Here is a 21,669-nt window from a genome sequence, read left to right as displayed (position 1 = left end):
ACACGCCGCACAGACACGCCAGACTTGGCGCTGAGCCGGCGCTCGGCTAGTCTGCTGCGTTCCCCGCGGCGCGTCGGCCATTGAGTCCGGCGTGGGCCGCGCAAGCACATTGGCGCCCGGAATCATGCAGGACATTCAAGACCCCAACACCCAGGACGACAGCCGGGAAACGGCCGGCGGCTACGATCCGCAGGCTGTGGAAACAGGCGCGCAGCAGTATTGGGCGGCCAGCCACGCCTATGAAGTGAACGAGTCGTCGGACAAGCCCAAGTACTACTGTCTTTCTATGCTGCCGTACCCCTCGGGGGCGCTGCATATGGGCCACGTGCGCAACTACACCATTGGCGACGTGATCAGCCGCTTCCAGCGCATGAACGGCCGCAACGTGTTGCAACCGATGGGCTGGGACGCGTTCGGCCTGCCGGCGGAAAACGCCGCGATCAAGAACAACACCGCGCCTGCCAAGTGGACCTATCAGAACATCGAACACATGCGCGAGCAGCTCAAGCGCCTGGGGTTCGCCTACGACTGGACCCGCGAGTTCGCCACCTGCCGCCCGGAGTACTACCGCTGGGAACAGTTGATGTTCACGCGGTTGATGAAAAAGGGCATCGCCTATCGCAAGAACGCGGTGGTGAACTGGGATCCGGTCGACCAGACCGTGCTGGCCAACGAACAGGTCATCGACGGCCGCGGCTGGCGCTCCGGTGCGCTGGTGGAAAAGCGCGAGATCCCGCAGTGGTTCCTGAAGATCACCGCCTACGCGCAAGAATTGCTCGACGGCCTGGATACGCTCAGCGGCTGGCCCGATGCGGTCAAGACCATGCAGCGCAACTGGATCGGCCGTTCCGAGGGCTTGGAAATCCAGTTCGCGGTACCCAACGAAGCCGAGCCGCTGACCGTGTTCACCACGCGTCCGGACACGCTGATGGGCGTGACGTTCGTGTCCATCGCCGGCGAGCACCCACTGGCGCTCAAGGCGGCCGAGAACAATCCGCAACTGGCTGCTTTCCTGGCCGAGCTCAAGCACGGCGGCGTGTCCGAGGCCGAGCTGGAAACCCAGGAAAAGCGCGGCATGGCTACCGGCCTGTTTGCCACGCATCCGATCAGTGGCGAGCAGGTGCCGATCTGGGTCGCCAACTTCGTGCTGATGGGCTACGGCACCGGCGCGGTGATGGCTGTGCCCGGCCACGACGAGCGCGATTTCGAATTCGCCACCAAGTACGGCCTGCCGATCAAGCAGGTGATCGCGGTCGAGGGCGAAACCTTCGATGCCGGCACCTGGCACGACTGGTATACCGACAAGACGCGCGCCGATATGCGCGTGGTCAACTCCGGTGAGATGGACGGCAAGAACTATCGCCAGGCGTTCGATTACCTTGCCGACAAGCTGGCCGCCGCCAACAAGGGCGAACGCCGCGTCAACTGGCGCTTGCGCGACTGGGGCGTCAGCCGCCAGCGTTACTGGGGTTGTCCGATCCCGGTGATCTATTGCGCGAGCTGCGGTGCACTGCCGGTGCCGGAAGACCAGCTTCCCGTCGTGCTGCCCGAAGACGTCGCTTTCTCCGGCGTGGTTTCGCCGATCAAGGCCGATCCCGAGTGGCGCAAGACGACCTGCCCGCAATGCGGCGGTGCGGCTGAGCGCGAAACCGACACCTTCGATACCTTCATGGAATCGAGCTGGTACGTCGCGCGTTATACCAGCCCGGGCGCGCAGTCGATGGTCGATGAGCGCGCCAATTACTGGATGCCGGCCGACCAATACATCGGCGGTATCGAGCATGCCATCCTGCATCTGTTGTACTTCCGCTTCTATCACAAGCTGATGCGCGATGAGGGCATGGTTGCCAGCGATGAGCCGGTGAAGAACCTGCTCACCCAGGGCATGGTGATTGCCGAAACCTACTATCGCGAAGAAGCCAACGGCGCCAAGCACTGGTACAACCCGGCCGACGTCGATGTGCAGCGTGACGAGCGTGGCCGCGTTACCGGTGCGAGCTTGCGCGCGGACGGCCAGCCGGTGCTGATCGGCGGCATCGAGAAGATGTCCAAGTCGAAGAACAACGGCGTCGATCCGCAGTCGATGGTCGAAAAGTTCGGTGCCGACACGGTGCGCCTGTTTTCGATGTTCGCTTCGCCGCCGGAGCAGTCGCTGGAATGGAGCGAAGCCGGTGTCGAGGGCATGGCGCGCTTCCTGCGCCGTTTCTGGCGCGAAGTGACCACGCATGCGGCCGGCCCCGATCACGTTGACGTCGATTCGTCGGCATTGAACGCCGGCCAAAAGACGCTGCGTCGCCAGGTGCATGAAACCATCCAGAAGGTCGGCGACGATTTTGGCCGCCGCCACTCCTTCAACACCGCCATCGCGGCGCTGATGGAATTGCTCAATGCGTTGAACAAGTTCAACGACGACAGCGAGCAGGGCCGCGCCGTGCGTCACGAAGCGCTCGAGGCGATGGTGCTGTTGCTCAACCCGGTCGTGCCGCATGTCAGCCATGCGTTGTGGCAGGTGCTGGGCCATCCGGCGGGTGTTTTGGAAGACCAGTCCTGGCCACAGGTGGACACGGCTGCGCTGGTACGCGACTCGCTGACGCTTGCGGTTCAGGTGAACGGCAAATTGCGCGGTACCATCGAGGTCGCGGCCAACGCTTCGAAGGAAGAGGCCGAGGCTCTGGCCCGTGCGCACCCGCAGGTCGCGGCCTTCCTGGAAGGACAGACCGTGCGCAAGGTCATCGTGGTACCCGGCAAGATCGTCAACATCGTCGCAGGATGAACTCAATGAGCCGCATGTCCAAAGCTTTGCTGTTGCTGTCGCTACTCGCACTGACGGCGTGCGGCTTCCATCTGCGTGGCAGCGCGGCGCTGCCGCCGTCGATGCAACGTGTACACATTGCCGGCAATGGTGACTTGCAGCGCAGCCTGAGCCGCACCCTGGCCAGTTCCGGTGTCACGGTCGAGGACCATGCGGGTAACGGCATCGCCGAGCTGAATATCCCGGCCGCGGCGTTCACCACCGATACGCTCACTGTCGGTGGCGATGCGCGCGTGACGGAATACGCGGTGCACTACCACGTGCAGTTCAGCGTCAATGACATGAACGCCATTCCGCTGATTCCGCCGCAGACGATCAATATGTCGCGCGAGTTCAGCTACGACGCCTTCAACACCATCGGTAACCAGTCGCAGATCGACCAGATTCAGCGCAGCCTGATCGACGACATGGTGCAGGCAATCCTGTTCCGCCTGCAGGCCGCCGGCAAGCACCAGGTCGCCCAGGACGTGGCGCCCGGCCCGGCGCCGGCAAGCAGCACGCACTGAAACCCAGGCTGTCCTGACGGCCATGCCGCTCAATCCCGCTCAATGGCACAAGGCGCTGGCCGCCGATAGCTTGCAGCCCGTCTATCTTCTGGCGGGCGAGGAACTGCTGGTTCTCGAAGCGGCCGATGCATTGCGCGCGCAGGCCCGCAAGCTAGGCTATGCCGAGCGCGAGGTGCTCGAAGTAGGCAACCACTTCGACTGGAACGATCTGGCTCGCGCCGCTGCCGGCATGTCGTTGTTCGCGACGCGCCGTCTGCTGGACCTGCGCCTGCCTACCGGTCGCCCCGGCACCGAAGGCGCCAAGGCGATCAACGAGTTCTGCGCCAACCCGCCGCCGGATGTGACCTTGCTGATCACGGCGGTGGAGTGGAGCAACAAGCACGAAGGCGCCTGGACCAAAAACCTCGATGCCGCAGGCGCCTTGGTGATATTCAACGCGCCACGCCAGAACGAGTGGGCCTCCTGGATCAGCGCGCGGCTCTCCTCGCGTGGGCTTTCCGCCACGCCCGATGCCGCCGCGTTACTGGCCGAGCGCGTGGAAGGCAACTTGCTCGCCGCGGCGCAGGAAATCGACAAGCTGGTCGTGCTGCACACGCAGGGCGGCCGTATTGATGCGACCGAGATGGAGCATCTCGTCGCCGACAGTGCCCGCTACGACGCGTTCAAGCTCACCGATGCGGCGTTTGCGGGTGAGGGCGGGCGAGCCCTGCATATTCTTGCCGGCCTGCATGCCGAAGGCGACGAACTAATCGCCCTGATGGGGTGGCTGGTCAATCAGTTGCAACTGGCCCTGCGTCTGGCCAATGCGCGTGATTTTTCCGCGCAGGCACGCGCCGAGCGTCTGTGGCCAGCGCGCGAACAGCTGTTTCGCAAGGCGCTGCGCCGCGCGCCGCGCGAGCATTGGCTGCAATGCCTGGCGCGTGCGGCGCGTATCGATCGCATGGCCAAGGGCCGCGAAGGCGGCGATCCGTGGCTGGAGGCGGAGCGGCTGATTGCCGCGATAGCCGAGCCGCGTGCCGCACTCACCATGGGATAACGGCGTGAAGCCTCTGGCCTTGTTCGGTGGCACATTCGATCCGGTGCATCTGGGTCACCTGAGTGTTTCCTGGGAAGCGGCCGAGTTGCTCGATGCCGAAGTGCGGTTGATGCCGGCCCATGTGCCGCCGCATCGCCATGCTCCGACTGCGTCGCCGGCACAACGCGTTGCGATGCTGCGTGCTGCGTTACAGGGACAGTCGCGGTTGACGCTCGATACGCGCGAGCTGGAGCGCGAGGGCCCGTCGTATACGATCGATACCTTGCGGCAGTTGCGTGCGGAGCAGGGCGATCGGCCACTGATACTGCTGCTCGGCGCCGATGCCTTCGCCGGATTGCCGAGCTGGCATGGTTGGCGCGATTTGTTCGACTACGCGCATATCGGCGTGCTCAACCGTCCGGGGATCGATGCGGCGTGGTCGGTCGAGCTGGCGTTCGAAATTGCGCCGCGTCGCGTGTCTGATCCCGAGCTGTTGCACGACACGCCTGCCGGCAAGGTTGTCGAGCTGGAGGTGACGCCGTTGGAAATTTCGGCCACTCGTATCCGCGAGCTGCTTGCCGAAGGGCGCGACCCACGCTACCTGCTGCCGGCGGGCCTGTTCGACGAACCGTCTTTGCTGGCGCCGTATCGGCATTAGACCGGGGGCCCCCTCACCCCTGCCATCTCTCCCGGCAAAGCCAGGGGAGAGGGGGGCTCCAGACCATCAACTAACCCGTCGCGGCACAAACCGCAATGCCACCGAATTCATGCAATAACGCAAACCCGTCGGCTCCGGACCGTCGTCGAACACATGCCCCAGGTGGCTGTCGCAACCCGCGCAGCGAATTTCGGTGCGTTCCCAGCCAAAGCTGTTGTCTCGCTTCTCGACGACGTTTTCCTTCGCGATCGGCTGCCAGAAGCTGGGCCAGCCGGTGCCCGAATCAAATTGCGTGGCCGCGTCGTACAACGCGGTATCGCAACCGGGGCACCGATAGAGGCCAGGCACCTTGGGCTTGTCGTGCACGCCGCTAAACGCACGCTCGGTTCCGTCACGGCGCATGACGTAGTACGCAGCGTCGGAAAGGCGCTCATGCCATTGCGCATCGTTGAGTACGAGTTTCTGTACGTGACACGGTCCGAGATGACGCCCATCGTCGTCGGCAAAACACTGCAGCAGAATGTCCTGCGCGGAAGCCGGCTTTTCTGTGGTCGGGGTGACGGTTTTCTTGTCGTCGGCCAGCAGGCGCATGGACCAGGCGCCGCCGACGGCTAGCGCACTGCCGCCGGCCAGCACACTCCAGAGAAAACGACGACGACTCGATTGAGATGTTTTGTCGCTCATGAGCTACCTTTGCTTTAAGCCATGTCAGGGAGAGGCGTTGAACCCGTCGCGCGATGGCCACGGGTCGTAGGGCGAGAGTTCCAGGCAAGTCCGGCGCTCCATAGCGCGCCGCCCAACAGCACGACGTCCTTGATGATGAATCCATCGGCGCCGATTCCGGGCGTAGTGATCAGAAACGACAGCGTACTCATCAGCGCTAGCGCTATACCCGCGCTGCCGACCAGGCCAATGCGCCAGTTCCAGGGGCGAGCGGCCATCATCAGCGCCAACACGATTTCCGCAACGCCCACCAGGTTGGAAACACCTTGCTTGGACAGGATTTCATAGAGCCAGGAAAACATCGGACTGTTGCTGGTCAGTGGATATATTTCTTCAGCTTCGACCGCGGTGAACTTGTAAAGACCGTAACCGACAAATACGCCCACGACGCTGCAGAACACCAGCGCTCTGCCAAGCACTTCCATGTCAAAGAACGAGCGCTTGTTGTTTACCGTGTTGTCCATAAAAAGTTCTCCTTGTTGTGATGACCTGGCATCGAATCAGCCGAAAGTGAAGGCGTAGGCCTTGACGTTCGGGTCGAGAAATTCGATCTCGAACAGTCGCTCGCCACTGCCGTTGCTCTGGCGAATCAGTTGATAAAGGCGCTGCTCGGTTACCGTGCCGTTGCCATCGGCGTCGATATCCGAGCCGTGATCGAGTGCGGGCGCCTTGCCGTCGATGCGCACGCGGAAGCGCACGGGCTTGTTATCGCTGCCGGGACCAAGCACCAGATGAAGGTCGCGGCCGCGGAAGCGATACACAATGCGACCGCCGGCCTTGTCCAGTTGCGCATCTTCTTCGTTCACGGTCCAGCGGCCGTCCAGTGTCCACTGTCCGCTTTGCAGCTCGGCCGGCGCGTGATAGTTCCAGCTGTCGTCGTGCGCGATCTTGCCGGCAAAATTGGCGGTACGCGCATAGCCGACATAGGTCTCGGGCGAGCGGCTGTAGTCACCCGAACCGGCGGCTTCGGCGCCCTTGGCATTCGGTTGCACGTAACCGCCGGGCAGGTCCTTGTAACCGGCCTCGGTGAGCAACTGGCGGATCACGTCTTCGCTTTGCTGATATTCGCCTTCGCCGAAATGGTGATGGCGAATCTGTCCCTTCGCATCGATGAAGTAATGCGCCGGCCAGTATTCGTTGCTGAATGCTTTCCAGATCGCGTAATTGCTGTCCACGGCGACGGGATAGTGAATATCGAAGTTCTTCACCGCATCGCGCACGTTGTCCGCATCTTTCTCGAAGGCGAATTCGGGCGAGTGCACGCCGATCACCACCAAGCCGTGATCCTTGTACTTGTCCGCCCAGGCGCGGGTGTACGGCAGGGCGCGGATGCAGTTGATGCAGGAGTAGGTCCAGAAATCGACCACCACGACCTTGCCGCGCAGCGCCGCGGCGGTCAGCGGCGGACTGTTGAGCCATTGCGTGGCCCCGTCGATGGAGGGCATCTCGCCTTCCACCGGCAATGGCTCGCCTTGCTTGCGCACAGGTTGTGGCGCCGGTGCCGGGCGTGCCGCATCCACCAGCTTCTGTTCGATACCGCCGGTGCTGGCCAACGAAAGGCGCGTCAGCAAACCGGTATCCAGGCCCATGGCGATGGCAGCTACACCCGCGAGTACGAGCACGCCCAGCACACGGCGTACCCACTCGCCCGCACCGAGCGACCGCTTCATCACCGAAAACACCTTGCCGCCGATCGCCAGCGCCAGCGCCAGCGAGGTGGCGGCGCCTGCCGCGTAGGTGAGCAGCAATAGCGTGGTTTGTACGCTGGCGCCGTTGAGGGCCGCGCCGGTCAGCAGCAGGCCGAGGATAGGACCCGCGCAAGGCGCCCATAAAAGACCCGTCGCCACACCGAGTCCAGCGGCCGAGAGCACCGAGTCTTTTTCTTCCGAGCGTTGCGAAAGCTTGTTGCCGAGCGCGACGAACGGACGCGCGATCCATTCGGCGACATGCGAAGAAATCAGGGTCAGGCCAAGCAGCCCCAGAATCACCAGCGCCACGATGCGCCCGTATTGATTGGCCCGAATCGCCCAGCCACCGCCGACCGCCGCCAGTGTTGCCACTAGCGCGAAGGTCACCGCCATACCAATCAGCATCGGCAGACCGCTGCGCATGAACGGGCGGTCGGCGCGTGCGAACACGAACGGCAGCACCGGCAGGATGCACGGGCTGAGGATGGTCAGCGCACCACCAAGATAAGCGAGGAACAGGATGAGCATGGGTGAATCCTTGAGGGTTACGGTGACTATTTCGCTGGTCGTGGGACGAGAGTTACCGGGCCCGGTAGAAATGAGCGTCCAGGAGCGAGAAACGAGTAAAAGCCGTCGGCTCTCATTCACTCGTCACGCTTTTTTTCGCCCCCCTGTAACCCTGGCGCAACCCGTGACGAATACCCGATCGAACTTCAAACGCAAAGGACAGCAATGCCCGGCTTGACGACAGCCGGCACGATGGGTCTATATATCGACTTTCCCCGCCAGGCGAGTCCCATTTCCCACGTGTCCGACAACATCCAAAGCTCTCAGGAGCAAGCATCGCAGCGACGCTCTGCGTGGATGGCTGCTGCCCAGGATGGCGACCGTCGGGCGTATGAGAAGGTGCTGGCCGATTCGGTCGGGCTGATTCGCGCGGTGGCGCGGCGGCAGGGCGTGGCGATCGACTCGCTCGACGATGTGGTGCAGGAGACGTTGTTGACTGTGCATCGCGTCCGCCATACCTACGATCCGGCGCGTTCCTACGATGCGTGGCTGGCGGCGATCGCGGCCCGGCGCGCGATCGATCTCCTGCGCAGCCATGGCCGCCATGGGGCGCGCGAGGTCAGCGATGAGTTTGCGCTGGACATGCACCCGGATGTTGGCGACGCCACCACGCAGACCGAGCGCTCCCAGGAGGCGGCACGCCTGCGCCAGGCGGTATCGGAGTTGCCGCCGGGACAGCGTGAAGCCGTCGAGCAACTGGGTTTGAAGGAACAATCGCTGGCCGAAGCTGCCGAGTCCACCGGTCGCAATACCGGTGCGCTGAAGGTCAATTTGCATCGCGCGTTGAAGACGCTGCGGCAACGTTTGCACGGAGATTCCTGAAGTCCATGGCCGAACCGTTTCCCATCGACAGCTTGATCAAGTCGCTAGGCGCCCAGGCGGCACCGGTGCGGCGGCTGCTGTCTCCCGGACGGCGTACCGTCGGCTGGACGCTGGCTGTCCTCACGATCGCCGCTTATCTGCTGTGGCGTCATGGCATGGGCAGCATGCTGCAGCGTTGGGAGAGCGCGCCGCTGGTCTGCTGTGCCGATGTAAGCGCGTTCTTCACCTGTATCGCCGCAGGTTGGGCTGCCTTTGCGCTATCGGTTCCCGGTCGCAGCAACGCCTGGGTGTGGTTGCCGCTGCCGACGCTGCTGGTATGGATGGCGGCCAGCGGTTGGGGTTGCCTGCGTGCGCTGATCGCACCCAACGCCGATGCGGTCAGTTTCCCGGAGTCCGCCGATTGCCTGGTGTTTATCGTTGCCTTGTCCGTGCCGCTTTCGGTGTTGTTGGTTCTGCTGGTGCGCCGTGCCTACCCGCTGCGCCCAGTACAGGCAGCCATCATGATCGGCCTGGCCAGCGCGTCGGCATCGGCAGCACTATTGGGCATCTTCCATCCGATCGACTCGGCGGCCAGCGATCTGGCCATGCACGCCATCGCCGTGTTGATCGTGATCGGCGTCAATGCCGCCATGGGCGGCCGTCTGCTGCAACCTCGTTAAATCGTTGCTAAGCAAAATCTTGCAGTCGTCTTGAACCTGAACGGCGGTTCCGTCGTGCGGTTGCCAAGCCATGCCCGAGGTATACCCTGTCCCACACATCGAGCAGGTCAGGTCAGGGGCAGGGCCTGGAATCGGAGTTTGTGGGCCTAAGGACGGTCCGCACGTATAGGGCGAAGTTGAGGGTGATCTCATATCGGGTTTCGCATCGAAAGCTTCGTTCGGCCATGCCGAGGTGGCCTCAGGAAGGGCAACTCCGGCGATCCATGGAAGTGCGGCCGATGCCGCACGCACTACCTCACCGTCTCAGGAGAAAGTACCCATGAAAGTTTCTCGCTACGCCGTGCTCGCCGCTTCGACCGCTCTGCTCCTTGGCCTCGCCGTTTCCCCCGTGATGGCGCAGAGCGCCGCAGGCTCGAGTGCGACGCCGCCGAGCAGCAGCTCGACTGACGGCACCAAGAAGACCCACAAAGCCAAGCATCACAAGAAGGCTGCTTCGTCGTCCTCCGCTCCGGCCTCGACCTCGTCGTCGGGCGGCTAAGCCTCTCAAGTTAGTCGAACGCATCGACCCTTCTCCCGCGATGGCGGGGGAGGGGTTTTTTATGGGTTGATAGTGAAGAGGCGGGAGAAAAGAGTAAGAGCGGTCAGTGTGATGTGTGGCATGCCTGGACTCTTTTCTCGCTACTCTTCACTCTTTCCTCGCTTTTGCCGCGATGCCGCATGATTTAATGCGCCGGTCCCTGATCCCCCACGGAAAGGACCTCTCGTGCGCCATCTGTTGACCGAACGACTCGGTATTTCCCATCCATTGATCCAGGCCCCGATGGCCGGCTCGACGACGCCTGAATTGGTATCGGCGGTCAGTCAGGCGGGCGGCCTTGGTTCGCTTGGCGCGGGTTATCTCAGCCCGCAGGCGATCCTTGATCAGGCAGCGCAGGTGCGCGCGCAAACCGATAAGCCCTACGCGATCAACCTGTTCGTGATGGCGGACGAGTTCACCGCCGATGCCGGTCTGGTCACCCGCGCACGCGAGCGACTGGATGCGTTGATGGTCAAGGAGGGGCTGGCCATACGCACCAGCCTGCCCGAGCGCTGGGCGTTCCGATTCAGCGATCAGCTGGCGGCCTTGCGCGAGGCGCGACCGCCGGTAGCGAGCTTTGCGTTCGACCTGATCACGCCGGCGCAGTTGCGCGAACTCAAGCAGCTCGATATTTACGTCATCGGCACTGCGACGACGGTGGCCGAGGCCAGGGCCTGGGCCGAACTGGGAGCCGATGCCGTCGGTTTGCAGGGGGCCGAGGCTGGTGGCCATCGAGGCACGTTCCTGCATGAGCCGGAGGACGCCTTGATCGGCTTGTTCGCCTTGCTGCCCCTGGCCGCCAGGGCGGTCGATATTCCGCTGATTGCCGCCGGCGGCATCATGGATGGGCGCGCCATGCTGGCAGCCGAGGTGCTGGGTGCCGCCGCCAGCCAGCTCGGCACGGCATTCCTGGCGTGTCCGGAAAGCTCCGCCGCGCCAGCCTGGAAGCAGGATCTGCAACAGGCACAGGACCATCAGATCACCACCATTCGCAGCTTTTCCGGCCGCGCTGCACGCGGGCTGCGCAATCGCTATGTCGAGGCCATGTCCAAGCGGGCCGAGGAGCTGCCGCCGTATCCCATCCTCAATGCCCTGACCTCGCCGTTGCGTAAGGCTGCGGCCGCTGCCGGGCGGGGCGATCTGATCTCGGAATGGTGCGGCCAGGCGGCCAGCCTTGTCCGTCCGATGCCCGCCGCGGCCCTGGTTGCCGAGCTCATGCGTGAATATGCCCAGGCCCGCGCCGGGCTTTCGGCGTGAAGACCTAGGCCGCATGGCTTGACGTGGCCCACAGAGCGGAGCGTTATACTGCGCTCGCGCCAATCGGGCGCTCCGATCTGCATGAGGCCAGCACTCTTGAGTCCGACCGCACAACGCATGAAACCGGCTAACGCCACCTCCCTCCGCCAGCATGTCATCGACGCGCTGGAAGAACTGAAAGCCAAAGACATTCGTGAAATCGATGTCCGCGGCAAAACCTCCATTGCCGACTTGCTCGTGATTGCCTCCGGCACCTCGGCTCGCCATGTCAAATCCATTGCCGACGAAGTCGTCAAGTTCGCCAAGAAGGCGGGCGTGATGCCGATCGGTGTGGAAGGCGAGCAAGAAGCCGAATGGGTCCTCGTCGACCTGGGCGACGTCATCGTGCACGTCATGCTGCCGCGCATCCGCGAATTCTATGGCCTGGAAAGGCTGTGGACCGTGGGCGATCGCGGCGCCGACAACGAAGCCATCAGCGCAGTTTGATCGCGCCGGCTTTCTCCGCGCGCTACCGAAACGGTGGCGCAGATGTCTTGTTCTCTCTCGATTCGACTCATGCGCGCACGTCTGATCGCCGTCGGTGAACGCATGCCCGCATGGGTGGCCGAAGGCTTTGCCGAATATCGCAAGCGGTTGTCGCACGAATTACCGCTGGAACTGATCGAACTGAAGCCCGGCACGCGCGGCAAGGGCCGAGACGATGCGCGCGCGATTCAGGACGAAGGCGCCGCGATCCTCGCCGCACTTCCGCGCGATATTCATGTGGTCGCGCTCGATGGGCGCGGCAAGACGTGGTCGAGCGAGGATCTCGCACAGCAACTGGCGAAGTGGCGCATGTCCGGCCGCGATCTCGCGTTCCTGATCGGCGGACCCGATGGCCACGCGCCAGAGGTGATTGCGCGCGCGGATCAGAGCTGGTCGCTCGGGCCGCTGACGTTGCCGCACATGCTGGTACGTCTGGTGCTGGCCGAACAGCTTTATCGCGCAACGACCTTGTTGGCAGGGCATCCATATCATCGGGCCTGAAGGGCGCAGGAATGAGTCGGGCTGTGCCAGGATGACCCTAGCAATCGATACGGATCACTACGGATGAATACCCGCATTCGCCAGGCCACGGTCGACGATCTCGACAAGATCGTCCCTTTGTTTGACGCCTATCGGCAGTTCTACGGCCAGCCGATGGATCTACCTCGTGCGCATGCCTTTCTCTCCGAGAGATTCACGCGGAACGAGTCGTTGATATTAGTCGCGATGGACGGCTCGCGTTTCGTCGGGTTCGCCCAGCTCTATCCGCTGTTTTCTTCCGTGCGTACCGTGCGGACCTATCTGCTCAACGACTTGTTTGTCGCCGCCGATGCGCGACGGCATGGTGTCGCGGCAGCCTTGTTGCATGCGGCGGCCGAGCACGCTCGTGCGATCGGCGCTGCCAGCCTTTCCCTGTCGACGGCGCATGACAACGTGCCCGCACAACGGCTCTACGAATCCTTGGGCTGGAAGCGCGACGAACATTTCCGCGAATACAGCCTGAGCCTTGAGGAACCCTAGATGCTCTATCTCGCCTCACAGTCACCGCGCCGCCGTCAGCTGCTGGAACAACTGGATGTGCCGTTTACGGTGGTGGACGTCGACGTTCCCGAAGTGCGCGGCACGAACGAATCGCCGCGCGATTATGTCAGCCGCGTGGCGCGCGACAAGGCAACCGCCGGTCTTGCATCACTGGGTGCGGCCGATGCCATCGTGCTGGGTGCCGACACGGAAGTCGTGCTCGACAACGACGTATTCGGCAAGCCCGTCGATGCCGACGATGCCAAGGCAATGCTGCATCGGTTATCGGGGCGCACGCATGAAGTGATCTCGGCGCTGTGGGCGGTTGGCAGAGGCCAGGAACACAGCGAGGTTTGCGTTTCCAAGGTGCGTTTTGCTGCGTTGTCGGAAGCACAGATCGATGCCTATGTCACAACCGGCGAGCCGTTCGGCAAGGCGGGTGCCTATGCTATCCAGGGACGCGGCGGTGCACTGATCGAGCACCTGGACGGCAGTTACTCCGGCGTGATGGGTTTGCCGGTATTCGAGACGGCACGTTTGCTGCGTGGCCTGAAGTTGATTCCTTAGAAGCCTCGCAGGGGAAGCACAAAAAACTCTCCTATCCGTCGTCCCGGCGTAGGCCGGGACCCAGTGCCTTATACGCTTCAACGTGCTCAAGACGCTGGGCCCCGGCTTTCGCCGGGGCGACGATGAAAACCGAGGTTCTTGGAGATTCCTTCAACCGGCACTGTGCATGGCGAAAAACCAAGCCAGCGTGGTAACCAGGTTGTTCATGCCATGGGCGATAACGGCGGGCCACAACGAATTGGATTTCAGCCGCAGCCACGCGAAGGCGGCGCCGAGCATGGCCAGATTGGGCAGGCCGTACCAGAGAAATTTCAGATCCGGCAGATGCACCAGGGCGAACACCAGCGACGTGCAGGCCACCGCCCAGCCGACGTTCAACCGCTTCAGCCATGCCGAGAGCAATACACCGCGAAATAGCAGTTCCTCGATCAACGGTGCGATGGCGATGGCGACGATCATCAGGACGAATTTTGCGGCGAGCGAGGCGTTCGCTCCGAGCTGCTTGATGTCCTGCGGTACGTGATGCCCCTGGGCCAGAAACTGCGTGAGTACGCCACCGATGATCGGCAGGGCGATGCCCGCCGCCACGGCGATCGCATAGAACGAGGTGTCACGGGGAGTCGCCAGGCCGAAACCCGGCACGGCGGCGCGTCGCCACAGTTGCGGCCAACGGTGGCGTACCAGCCACCACATGATCGCGGTGGCGCCGCCAAGGGCGCCGGCAACCAGCAGTACGTTGATGTTCGGGCGAGCCATCAACGCCTTGATCGTCCGCATGATTTCAGCGGCTGGCTGGGCGTGATCGACCAGGAGAACCCCCAGTCCGATCATGGCGGCAATTACCGCGCCCACGAAGGCCTGCAGCAGGAAATAAAGCACGAGCATGCCCACCGCGGCCCAGCCGTTCGGCGATTCGGGTACGGGCGTGGCCGAATACGGCATGGGTGGCGGCTCGGCCGGGTGTGCGACGAGCGCGATATCCGTATCCATGCGGGAGGGGGCCTTGATTGAGGGCAGGTAGTTCATGCTGCCTGCTGGCGTGGGGTTTGTCAGCAGCGGGCGTCATACGGTTCCCGGTATAGTGTCCTGCCATTCAAGCCTGCTACCCGGGAGGACCCCAGGCGCATTGCGCCGACCCATGTTTGCTTTCGACTGGATGGCCGACCCTACGGCCTGGGCTGGTCTCCTCACCCTGGTGGTGCTGGAGATTGTGCTCGGTATCGACAATCTCGTTTTCATCGCGATCCTCGCGGACAAGCTGCATGCCTCGCAGCGCGACCGGGCGCGGCTGCTGGGTCTTTCCCTCGCGCTGATAATGCGCCTGGCCTTGCTGGGCGCGATGTCCTGGCTGGTCAAGCTGACCACGCCGATTTTTACCTGGAACAACTTCTCGCTTTCCTGGCGCGACATCATTTTGTTGCTGGGTGGTGTGTTCCTGTTGTTCAAGGCCACGCTCGAACTGCACGAACGGCTCGAAGCCGAGGACGAGCACGGCAGCGGCAACCGCGCACAAGCCAAGTTCTGGTTGGTGGTGACGCAGATCGTCGTACTCGACGCGGTGTTCTCGCTCGACTCGGTGATCACCGCCGTGGGCATGGTCGACCATCTGTCGGTGATGATGATCGCGGTAGTGGTGGCGATGATCCTGATGATCAGCGCGAGCAAGCCGTTGACCAGTTTCGTCAACGCGCGGCCCACCGTGGTCATCCTGTGCCTGTCTTTCCTGCTGATGATCGGCTTTAGTCTGGTCGCCGAAGGCCTGGGATTCCATATTCCCAAGGGTTATCTGTACGCCGCGATCGGTTTCTCGATCATGATCGAGGCGTTCAACCAGACCATGCGACGTAACCGTCGCCGCAGCCTTTTCAGCAGCGCACGCAATCTGCGCGATCGCACGGCGCAGGCGGTACTGCGTTTGCTCGGCGCGGGCGGCGAGGACGAGCACGATGTGCCCAAGGCGCAGGCGTCGTCGAACGACGGCAGCGTGGCGGTCTTCGGCAAGGACGAGCTGGCGATGGTGCAGGGCGTGCTCGACCTGGCGCATCGTCCGGTGCGTTCGATCATGACGCCGCGCCCGGAAATCAGCTGGATCGATCCGCGCGAAAGCACCGAAGCGCTACGCGCCGAAATCGCCGTCATCAATCATCACTGGTTACCGGTGGCCGGCGATGATCTCGATCAGTTGATCGGCGTGGCATCGTCGAGCGACCTGCTGGCCAGCCTGTTCGATCATGGTCGCATCGACGTGGAAAGCGTCGTGCGCAAGCCGCTGACGGTGCTCGAATCGCTGAGCGTGCTGCGCCTGATCGACGAATTTCGGCGCTCGCCGTTACAGGTAGCGCTGGTGGTCGATGAATACGGCAGCGTGCTCGGGCTGGTCACTCCGGCGGACGTGCTGGAAGTGATTGCCGGCGAGTTTCCCGACGACGAAAGCGGCGATCCGTCCGCGATACAGGAAGCGGACGGCAGCTGGCTGGTGGATGCCAGTCTCGATCTTCGACGCATCGAGCATTTGCTTGGCGTGCGACTGAGCGGTGACGATAGTTTCGCGACCCTGGCCGGCTATGTATTGCAGCGGCTGGGTCGTTTGCCGAACGCCGGAGACCGGTTCGAAAGCGAAGGCTTGCAGTTTGAGGTCATCACGATGGATGGCGCGCGTATCGATCGGTTGCGGGTGACGCCTGCGGCCTGAATAAAGGCGCCCCCTCACCCCAGCCCTCTCCCGCGGCGAAGCCAGGGGAGAGGGCTGGGGTGAGGGGGCTTTTGCCGACTCAACCAACCACCATCGCCCGCACAATCCCAAACGCCGACAACACAACCAGCGCCACCCAGGCAAACAACGAAAGCCCGAAGGCCGTTCCACGTTTGGCCGGGTCTTTCAGATACGCCGGGATGTACCACGCGCGACCGATCAGCCAAAGAAAACCGAAGCCACCCGCTAGCGCCGGGAAGCCATACATCGACGCCAGCCACAGCACCGGCAGAAACATCACGCTCGCTTCGAGCGTATTCATCTGGATGCGCCAGGCGCGCTCGAAGCCCGGATGGCCGCTGATGGCCGGCGCTTTCACGCCATAGCGCTTGCGTGCATTGCCCACCACCCACAAGGTGGCAAATTGCAGCAACACATTGAGCAAAGTGACCAGGGCGGGCAGGTGCTGCAGCATGGGTGTCTCGGGCTGGAGGAGTGGCTCACTATAGCCGCCGTCGTGCCCGTCCCGAAAAAGTGCCCGTCGACCGCAAGATATCGCTTGGCGTGATCCGATCCGGGCGGTATCGTCCCTGCCGCGGTATCGACGATCGTGCATTCAGCCGAGGTGCGTATGGATTGGCAGAAAGGTGAGCGCAGCCAGAATGTCGAAGTCGACAGCGGCGGCGGTGGTGGCGGTCCGCGTTTTGGTGGCGGCCGCGGCATGGGCATCGGCGGGATCATTATCCTGGCGATCCTGGGTCTGGTGTTCTTCAAGGACCCGACTGCCTTGCTCAGCCAGGTCGATGGTGGTGGCCAGCAGCAGGTCAGTGCGCCCAGCAACGGGCAGCCGTATGCGCCCGATCCACGGCAAAAAGACTTTGTCAGCGCCGTGCTCGGTTCTACCGAGAAAACCTGGGGTGCCATCTTTGCCGAACACGGCAAGACCTATACCGATCCCAAGCTCGTCCTGTTCCAGGGCGGAATCAACACAGCCTGCGGCGCGGCATCCAGTGCGGTGGGGCCGTTCTATTGCCCGGGCGACCAGCAGGTCTACCTCGACCTCGGATTCTTCACCGAACTGGAAACGCGCTTTCATACCGTGGGCGATTTCGCCCGTGCCTATGTGATCGCGCATGAAGTCGGCCACCATGTGCAGAACCTGATTGGCGTGTTTGCGCAGGTCGACCAGGCGCGTCGTCGCGGTGCGCGTATGGAAGGGGCTGACGGCCTGTCCGTGCGTCAGGAGCTGCAGGCGGACTGCTTTGCCGGCGTGTGGGCCAACCGTACCCAGCAGCGCCTGCAGTGGTTGCAGGACGGCGACGTGGAGTCGGCGCTCAATGCAGCCAGCCAGATCGGCGACGACAACCTGCAGAAGCAGGCACAGGGCCGGGTGGTGCCGGACTCGTTTACCCACGGCACCTCGGCGCAGCGTGTGAAGTGGTTTACCGCCGGCTTCAAGAGCGGCGACATGAGCGCCTGCAACACCTTCAACGGGCCGGTCTAAGGGTCTATCGCGTCCGGGCTGCTGCAACGGCAGCCCGGAAGGCCCTAGAATGATTGCGCTGCGTGCCTGGGGGTGCGCTTCCCAAGAACCTCATGGATCATCCGTGTCTGCGGTGCGGGGCCTGCTGCGCGTTTTTTCGCGTGGCCTTTCATTGGTCGGAAGCCGAGGCCTTCACGGGCGGTGTCGTGCCGTCGGACCTGACCGAAAAGCTCGACCCGCATCGTGTTGCCATGCGCGGCACCAATGCGGCGAAACCGCGCTGCGTGGCGTTGTGCGGCGAGGTGGGCGTTGCCGCGCATTGCGGCATCTACGAGCAGCGCCCGTCGGTATGTCGGGAAGTGATGCCTGCGTGGGAATTCGGCGTCGCCAGCCCGCAATGCGACAAGGCGCGCCTGGCCCATGGGCTGGTGCCACTGCAGCCGACCGATTGGCCCGATCCGATCGAGTCGCAGCCGCTACCGCAACTGGCCTGAGTCAGCGCATCGTTTCCTCATTCTGAAACGCCAGCACGAACTGCTTCAATTCTCCCGGGTTGACGTCCGACACCACCAGGAAACGCATGCCGTGGTCGCTCCAGCGGATCACGGTATAGCCGTTCTGCTGCGTGGTCTGCTGCACCGACTCGGTCTCCGCCGGCCACTGGTACAGATTGATCACGTGCAGGCGACGGCGATAGACCAGGGCGGCCACGCTGTGGCCGTCGATGGCGTCCAGACGCCCGCCCGCAAGCGGGAAGCCTTCGCTGGCCAGTTCTTTCACGCGCGGCGAGAAATCCAGCTTGCCTTCGAACCAGGGTTTCACCGTGTGCTGGTCGGTGGAAACCACGTCCATAAGATGCGCTGCCTGGAGCGAACGCAGGTGTCCGGAGATCGCTTCGTTGACGAGCAGATCCGGCGATGCCGGTCCATGGACCTCGCCAACCCACAGTGTCCCGGCCAACAAAAAGGCGGCCGCGAGGCCGGCAGCCATCGACCATGTCGGCAAGGCACGACGCGCCCTGGGCGTAACCGGCTTTACCGTGGTCCATTGCTGGCGCAGGGCATCGGGCGCCTTCCGATACAGCCCCGGCTGCGCCAAGGCCTTGCGCAGTCGGGTGTGATCGCTGTAACTCGCGGCGCACACGGAGCAGGTTTTCAGATGGCCGACCATCGATGCGCTTTGCGCCGCATCCAGTTCGTCGTCCAGGTAAGCGTGCAATAGCAGTCGGGCGTCCTCACACATCATGACGGCGCGCCTCCTTGGAATGGTGGATCAATTCGGATTTCAGCCGTTCGCGCGCGCGGGCCAGGCGGGACATCACGGTGCCGATCTTCTGACCGGTGACGCTGGCGATTTCTTTGTAGGAGCATTCTTCCAATTCGCGTAACACGATCACTTCGCGCAAGGGGTGCGGCAGCCGCTGCAGGGCCGATTGCAATGACCCGACATCCACGGCGAGCAGCGCGAGCGCTTCGGGCGAAGGTCGGTCGTCGGCAATCGGGTGGGCCTCTTCGTCGATGCTGTCGTGCAGCCGGTCCGAGGCGTGTTTGGTATGCAAGGTGTAGAACGTATTGCGCACGATCGCCAGCAGCCAGACGCGCGCATCGCCGCCGCGAAAACTGTCGAAGTAACGCAGCGCCCGCAGCAGTGCTTCTTGCACCGTGTCCTGTGCGTCCGCGTCGTCGTGGGCCAGCCAGCGCGCAAGGTTGTAGGCCGCGTCCAGAAAGGGCAGCACGATGGCTTCGAAGCGCGCGTTGGTCACGGCGTCGGTGGTGGCTCTCAGGGCTTGCTGATCGGCTGGCATAAGAGGGTTTACCTCCCCTGGCGCGACTTTATTCCCTATGCGTTCGAGGCGGAATAGGCGTGGGTTGGATGCAGTAGTGCTCCAAAGGAAGGGATCGCCGGGTGCCGGCGGTGCGCTTCCGCGCTGGCCGTCCGGCCATGCGCCCATCGCGGAGCAGACGAGATGCACGATATCCATGACGAAACCCATGGCAGACGCCAATTCCTCAAATGCATGGCCTGGGCCGGCGCCGGCACCGTGTGGCTAATGAAGGGGGGCGTATTACAGGCCAAGCCCTTTGGCGACGGCGCTGCCGACGCGGCGAAGGATGCGACCTTCAGCTTTGTGCAGATCAGCGATTCGCATATCGGTTTCCACAAGGAGCCGAACATGGATGTGGCCGCAACGCTGCGCGCGTCGCTCAGTCAGATCAACGCGCAGAAGCAGCGCCCGGATTTCATCCTGCATACCGGCGATCTCACGCATCTGTCCAAGCCTGAAGAGTTTGAATTTCTATCGGACCTGATGCGCGAGGCGCACGTCGGCAAGACGTTCTACGTACCGGGCGAGCACGATGTGATCGGTGATAACGGCGCGGAGTTTTTCCGGCGTTTCGGCGAGCGCCAGCAGGCTGGCGGCTGGTACAGCTTCGATCATCATGGCGTGCATTTCGTCGGCCTGATCAATGTGCTGAACCTCAAGGCCGGCGGGCTCGGCTCACTGGGAGCGGATCAGCTGGCCTGGTTGAAACGCGATCTCGCATCGCTTTCGGCCGAGACGCCCATCGTGGTGTTTGCGCATATGCCGCTATGGCCGCTCTATCCGGATTGGGGCTGGGGTACGGATGACAGCGCCGAGGCGGTGAGCTATCTGCGTCGGTTCGGCTCGGTCAGCGTGCTCAACGGCCACATCCATCAGATTCAACAAAAGGTGGAAGGTACGATCACGTTCTACACCGCGCGTTCGACCGCGTATCCGCAGCCCGCTCCTGGCGTTGGACCAGGCCCCGGCCCGTTGAAGGAGGTACCGCCTGGCAAGTTGCACAGCTATCTGGGCGTGCGCGACGTGCGCCATGTCCAGGGCCGGCACGCGCTTGCGGTGACCGAGGAGGTGCTGGCATGAGCGGTGCGTTGAAACGGATCGTGCTGGGTGTGGCGGTCATGCTGTCGATGCCGCATGCCGTGCAGGCGGCGGGCGCCGCGGCCGCCCACACCACCCAGGTCGATATTCGCAACTTTGGCTTTTCGCCCAAGAGCGTGACCGTTCCGGTCGGCACGCGCATCGTCTGGACCAACCATGACGAAGAACCGCATGTCGTCACCAGCGCCGGTACGGGCTTCGTTTCATCCAAGGCGCTCGATACCAGCGACAGTTACGCTGTCACGTTTTCCAAGCCCGGTACCTACGCCTATTACTGCTCGATCCACCCGATGATGGTCGGCACCATCATCGTGCAGTAAATCAGGCGGCGCGATCGAAGCGGTAGATATCCATCGCCAGGAAGCCCAGGTCGATGCCGGCGTCGATGCGTTGCGCTGCAGCGCCGTCGCCGCCGGCACCCAGTGCCACGAACAATGGCAACAAGTGCTCGTCGGTGGGATGGGCGCGTTCGGCGAACGGTGCCTGCCGGCGATAGTCGAGCAGGGCGTCGACGTCGTTCGCGGCCAGCCGCTGTTCGAGCCATTCAATGAAAGGCCGCACATACGGCGCTTCGTTCGTATCGCTGTAGCCCGCACGGAAGTCATACAGGTTGTGCGTGATGCTGCCCGATCCGATCAGCAGCACGCCTTGCTCGCGCAGAGGCGCCAGTGCACGACCTACGGCGAGCTGATGCGATGGCCCGAGTTCGGGCTGGATCGATAACGGCACCACCGGGATATCGGCTTGCGGATAGAGCAGGTGCAGGGGCGACCACACGCCATGGTCGAGACCGTGGTGTGGATCGACCAACGCAGGCAGACCGTTGTCCTTCAACAAGTCCTGGATCTGCGTCGCCAATTCGGGCGAACCCGGGGCCGGGTAGCGCATCTCGTAGAGTTCGCGCGGGAAGCCGCCGAAGTCATGCACGGTTTCCGGCGCCTGCGCGCCACCGACGACCGGTTGCCGGGCGAGGAAATGCGCGCTGGCGACCACGATGGCCTTGGGACGCGGCAAGGCGCGCGCAAGTTCGCTCAGCCGTACACCGCTGCGACCGGGGTGCAGCGCCGTCATCGGCGAACCATGGGAGATATAGAGACTGGGGAGGCTGGTCATGCGCTAAAGATAGAGCTTGCGCACAGCGTTTCCAGCCCCGCTGCCGCGAACGGATTGTCGCC

At 63.2% G+C, this 21,669-nt stretch carries 25 protein-coding genes; 17 read left to right on the top strand and 8 right to left on the bottom strand.

Features of this window, described 5'->3' with window-relative positions:
• The first annotated feature begins 124 nt into the window (after positions 1 to 124).
• From leuS to nadD, 4 genes are read left to right on the top strand one after another with little or no spacing between them, the layout of a single operon-like run.
• Positions 125 to 2,773 (top strand): leucine--tRNA ligase, encoded by a 2,649-nt coding sequence (leuS, locus tag ACZ6WW_RS01355; protein ID WP_465272642.1) that lies wholly within the window; start codon positions 125 to 127, stop codon positions 2,771 to 2,773.
• 14 nt (positions 2,774 to 2,787) lie between these two features.
• On the top strand, positions 2,788 to 3,318 hold the full coding sequence (locus ACZ6WW_RS01350) for an LPS-assembly lipoprotein LptE (protein ID WP_465272641.1): 531 nt from the start codon (positions 2,788 to 2,790) through the stop codon (positions 3,316 to 3,318).
• 22 nt (positions 3,319 to 3,340) lie between these two features.
• Entirely contained in the window at positions 3,341 to 4,354 is a 1,014-nt protein-coding gene (holA, locus tag ACZ6WW_RS01345) for a DNA polymerase III subunit delta (RefSeq protein WP_465272640.1), read from the top strand.
• 4 nt (positions 4,355 to 4,358) lie between these two features.
• Positions 4,359 to 4,991 carry a nicotinate-nucleotide adenylyltransferase gene (gene nadD / locus ACZ6WW_RS01340; protein WP_465272639.1) on the top strand — a complete coding sequence of 211 codons (633 nt, stop codon included), beginning with the start codon at positions 4,359 to 4,361 and terminating at the stop codon, positions 4,989 to 4,991.
• Between the two features lie 66 nt (positions 4,992 to 5,057).
• Here nadD and msrB read toward each other — a convergent pair whose 3' ends face one another.
• The 3 genes from msrB to ACZ6WW_RS01325 are packed head-to-tail and all read right to left on the bottom strand — an operon-like array spanning position 5,058 to position 7,930.
• Positions 5,058 to 5,675, bottom strand: coding sequence for a peptide-methionine (R)-S-oxide reductase MsrB (msrB, locus tag ACZ6WW_RS01335; RefSeq protein ID WP_465272638.1), 618 nt, complete (start codon positions 5,673 to 5,675; stop codon positions 5,058 to 5,060).
• Between the two features lie 14 nt (positions 5,676 to 5,689).
• Positions 5,690 to 6,178 carry a DUF417 family protein gene (locus tag ACZ6WW_RS01330; RefSeq protein ID WP_465272637.1) on the bottom strand — a complete coding sequence of 163 codons (489 nt, stop codon included), beginning with the start codon at positions 6,176 to 6,178 and terminating at the stop codon, positions 5,690 to 5,692.
• 36 nt (positions 6,179 to 6,214) lie between these two features.
• The gene (locus ACZ6WW_RS01325; protein WP_465272636.1) at positions 6,215 to 7,930 is read right to left on the bottom strand and encodes a cytochrome c biogenesis protein DipZ; all 1,716 of its coding nucleotides are present in this window, start codon (positions 7,928 to 7,930) and stop codon (positions 6,215 to 6,217) included.
• A 279-nt stretch (positions 7,931 to 8,209) separates the two neighbouring features.
• Here ACZ6WW_RS01325 and ACZ6WW_RS01320 point away from each other — a divergent pair, with 279 nt between their 5' ends.
• From ACZ6WW_RS01320 to ACZ6WW_RS01285, 8 genes are all read left to right on the top strand, one after another.
• Entirely contained in the window at positions 8,210 to 8,791 is a 582-nt protein-coding gene (locus ACZ6WW_RS01320) for an RNA polymerase sigma factor (protein WP_465272635.1), read from the top strand.
• Positions 8,792 to 8,796: 5 nt separating this feature from the next.
• Positions 8,797 to 9,450 carry an NrsF family protein gene (locus ACZ6WW_RS01315; RefSeq protein WP_465272634.1) on the top strand — a complete coding sequence of 218 codons (654 nt, stop codon included), beginning with the start codon at positions 8,797 to 8,799 and terminating at the stop codon, positions 9,448 to 9,450.
• 319 nt (positions 9,451 to 9,769) lie between these two features.
• Entirely contained in the window at positions 9,770 to 9,988 is a 219-nt protein-coding gene (locus ACZ6WW_RS01310) for a hypothetical protein (RefSeq protein ID WP_281852433.1), read from the top strand.
• A gap of 225 nt (positions 9,989 to 10,213) precedes the next feature.
• Positions 10,214 to 11,284, top strand: a complete 1,071-nt coding sequence (locus ACZ6WW_RS01305; protein WP_465272633.1) for an NAD(P)H-dependent flavin oxidoreductase — start codon at positions 10,214 to 10,216, stop codon at positions 11,282 to 11,284.
• A 117-nt stretch (positions 11,285 to 11,401) separates the two neighbouring features.
• A complete protein-coding gene (gene rsfS, locus ACZ6WW_RS01300) occupies positions 11,402 to 11,770 on the top strand; it encodes a ribosome silencing factor (protein WP_281852435.1) in 369 nt (122 codons plus the stop codon).
• 69 nt (positions 11,771 to 11,839) lie between these two features.
• Complete coding sequence (gene rlmH / locus ACZ6WW_RS01295) at positions 11,840 to 12,310, top strand: 23S rRNA (pseudouridine(1915)-N(3))-methyltransferase RlmH (protein ID WP_465272632.1); 471 nt, start codon at positions 11,840 to 11,842, stop codon at positions 12,308 to 12,310.
• A gap of 63 nt (positions 12,311 to 12,373) precedes the next feature.
• Positions 12,374 to 12,829: a GNAT family N-acetyltransferase gene (locus tag ACZ6WW_RS01290; protein ID WP_465272631.1), complete on the top strand. Its 456-nt coding sequence runs from the start codon at positions 12,374 to 12,376 to the stop codon at positions 12,827 to 12,829.
• Positions 12,830 to 13,396 (top strand): Maf family protein, encoded by a 567-nt coding sequence (locus ACZ6WW_RS01285; protein ID WP_465272630.1) that lies wholly within the window; start codon positions 12,830 to 12,832, stop codon positions 13,394 to 13,396.
• 150 nt (positions 13,397 to 13,546) lie between these two features.
• Here the strand turns inward: ACZ6WW_RS01285 and ACZ6WW_RS01280 are convergent, their stop codons facing one another.
• Entirely contained in the window at positions 13,547 to 14,422 is an 876-nt protein-coding gene (locus tag ACZ6WW_RS01280) for a lysostaphin resistance A-like protein (RefSeq protein WP_465272629.1), read from the bottom strand.
• Positions 14,423 to 14,534: 112 nt separating this feature from the next.
• Here ACZ6WW_RS01280 and ACZ6WW_RS01275 point away from each other — a divergent pair, with 112 nt between their 5' ends.
• Positions 14,535 to 16,088: a TerC family protein gene (locus ACZ6WW_RS01275; protein ID WP_465272628.1), complete on the top strand. Its 1,554-nt coding sequence runs from the start codon at positions 14,535 to 14,537 to the stop codon at positions 16,086 to 16,088.
• A 79-nt stretch (positions 16,089 to 16,167) separates the two neighbouring features.
• On the opposite strand, the gene ACZ6WW_RS01270 is transcribed toward ACZ6WW_RS01275, so the two are convergent.
• Entirely contained in the window at positions 16,168 to 16,563 is a 396-nt protein-coding gene (locus tag ACZ6WW_RS01270) for an MAPEG family protein (protein WP_465272627.1), read from the bottom strand.
• Between the two features lie 156 nt (positions 16,564 to 16,719).
• Here ACZ6WW_RS01270 and ypfJ point away from each other — a divergent pair, with 156 nt between their 5' ends.
• Both ypfJ and ACZ6WW_RS01260 read left to right on the top strand, forming a co-directional pair.
• On the top strand, positions 16,720 to 17,592 hold the full coding sequence (gene ypfJ, locus ACZ6WW_RS01265; RefSeq protein WP_465272626.1) for a KPN_02809 family neutral zinc metallopeptidase: 873 nt from the start codon (positions 16,720 to 16,722) through the stop codon (positions 17,590 to 17,592).
• A 92-nt stretch (positions 17,593 to 17,684) separates the two neighbouring features.
• Complete coding sequence (locus tag ACZ6WW_RS01260) at positions 17,685 to 18,065, top strand: YkgJ family cysteine cluster protein (protein ID WP_281852442.1); 381 nt, start codon at positions 17,685 to 17,687, stop codon at positions 18,063 to 18,065.
• 1 nt (position 18,066) lies between these two features.
• On the opposite strand, the gene ACZ6WW_RS01255 is transcribed toward ACZ6WW_RS01260, so the two are convergent.
• Together ACZ6WW_RS01255 and ACZ6WW_RS01250 are read right to left on the bottom strand one after the other, a co-directional pair.
• Positions 18,067 to 18,816, bottom strand: coding sequence for an anti-sigma factor family protein (locus ACZ6WW_RS01255; protein ID WP_465272625.1), 750 nt, complete (start codon positions 18,814 to 18,816; stop codon positions 18,067 to 18,069).
• A complete protein-coding gene (locus tag ACZ6WW_RS01250) occupies positions 18,806 to 19,552 on the bottom strand; it encodes a sigma-70 family RNA polymerase sigma factor (RefSeq protein WP_465272624.1) in 747 nt (248 codons plus the stop codon). The genes ACZ6WW_RS01255 and ACZ6WW_RS01250 overlap by 11 nt, the downstream gene beginning before the upstream one ends.
• Between ACZ6WW_RS01250 and ACZ6WW_RS01245 the strand changes: the two genes are divergently transcribed.
• Together ACZ6WW_RS01245 and ACZ6WW_RS01240 are read left to right on the top strand one after the other, a co-directional pair.
• Positions 19,538 to 20,476 carry a metallophosphoesterase family protein gene (locus ACZ6WW_RS01245; protein WP_465272623.1) on the top strand — a complete coding sequence of 313 codons (939 nt, stop codon included), beginning with the start codon at positions 19,538 to 19,540 and terminating at the stop codon, positions 20,474 to 20,476. The genes ACZ6WW_RS01250 and ACZ6WW_RS01245 overlap by 15 nt on opposite strands.
• The gene (locus tag ACZ6WW_RS01240) at positions 20,473 to 20,814 is read left to right on the top strand and encodes a cupredoxin domain-containing protein (RefSeq protein ID WP_465272622.1); all 342 of its coding nucleotides are present in this window, start codon (positions 20,473 to 20,475) and stop codon (positions 20,812 to 20,814) included. The genes ACZ6WW_RS01245 and ACZ6WW_RS01240 overlap by 4 nt, the downstream gene beginning before the upstream one ends.
• A gap of 1 nt (position 20,815) precedes the next feature.
• On the opposite strand, the gene ACZ6WW_RS01235 is transcribed toward ACZ6WW_RS01240, so the two are convergent.
• Positions 20,816 to 21,607, bottom strand: a complete 792-nt coding sequence (locus tag ACZ6WW_RS01235; protein ID WP_465272621.1) for a dioxygenase family protein — start codon at positions 21,605 to 21,607, stop codon at positions 20,816 to 20,818.
• Positions 21,608 to 21,669: the final 62 nt, after the last annotated feature.

This window comes from Dyella sp. NPDC103356 (assembly GCF_055584465.1).
This window is presented reverse-complemented; position numbering and strand designations above follow the sequence as displayed.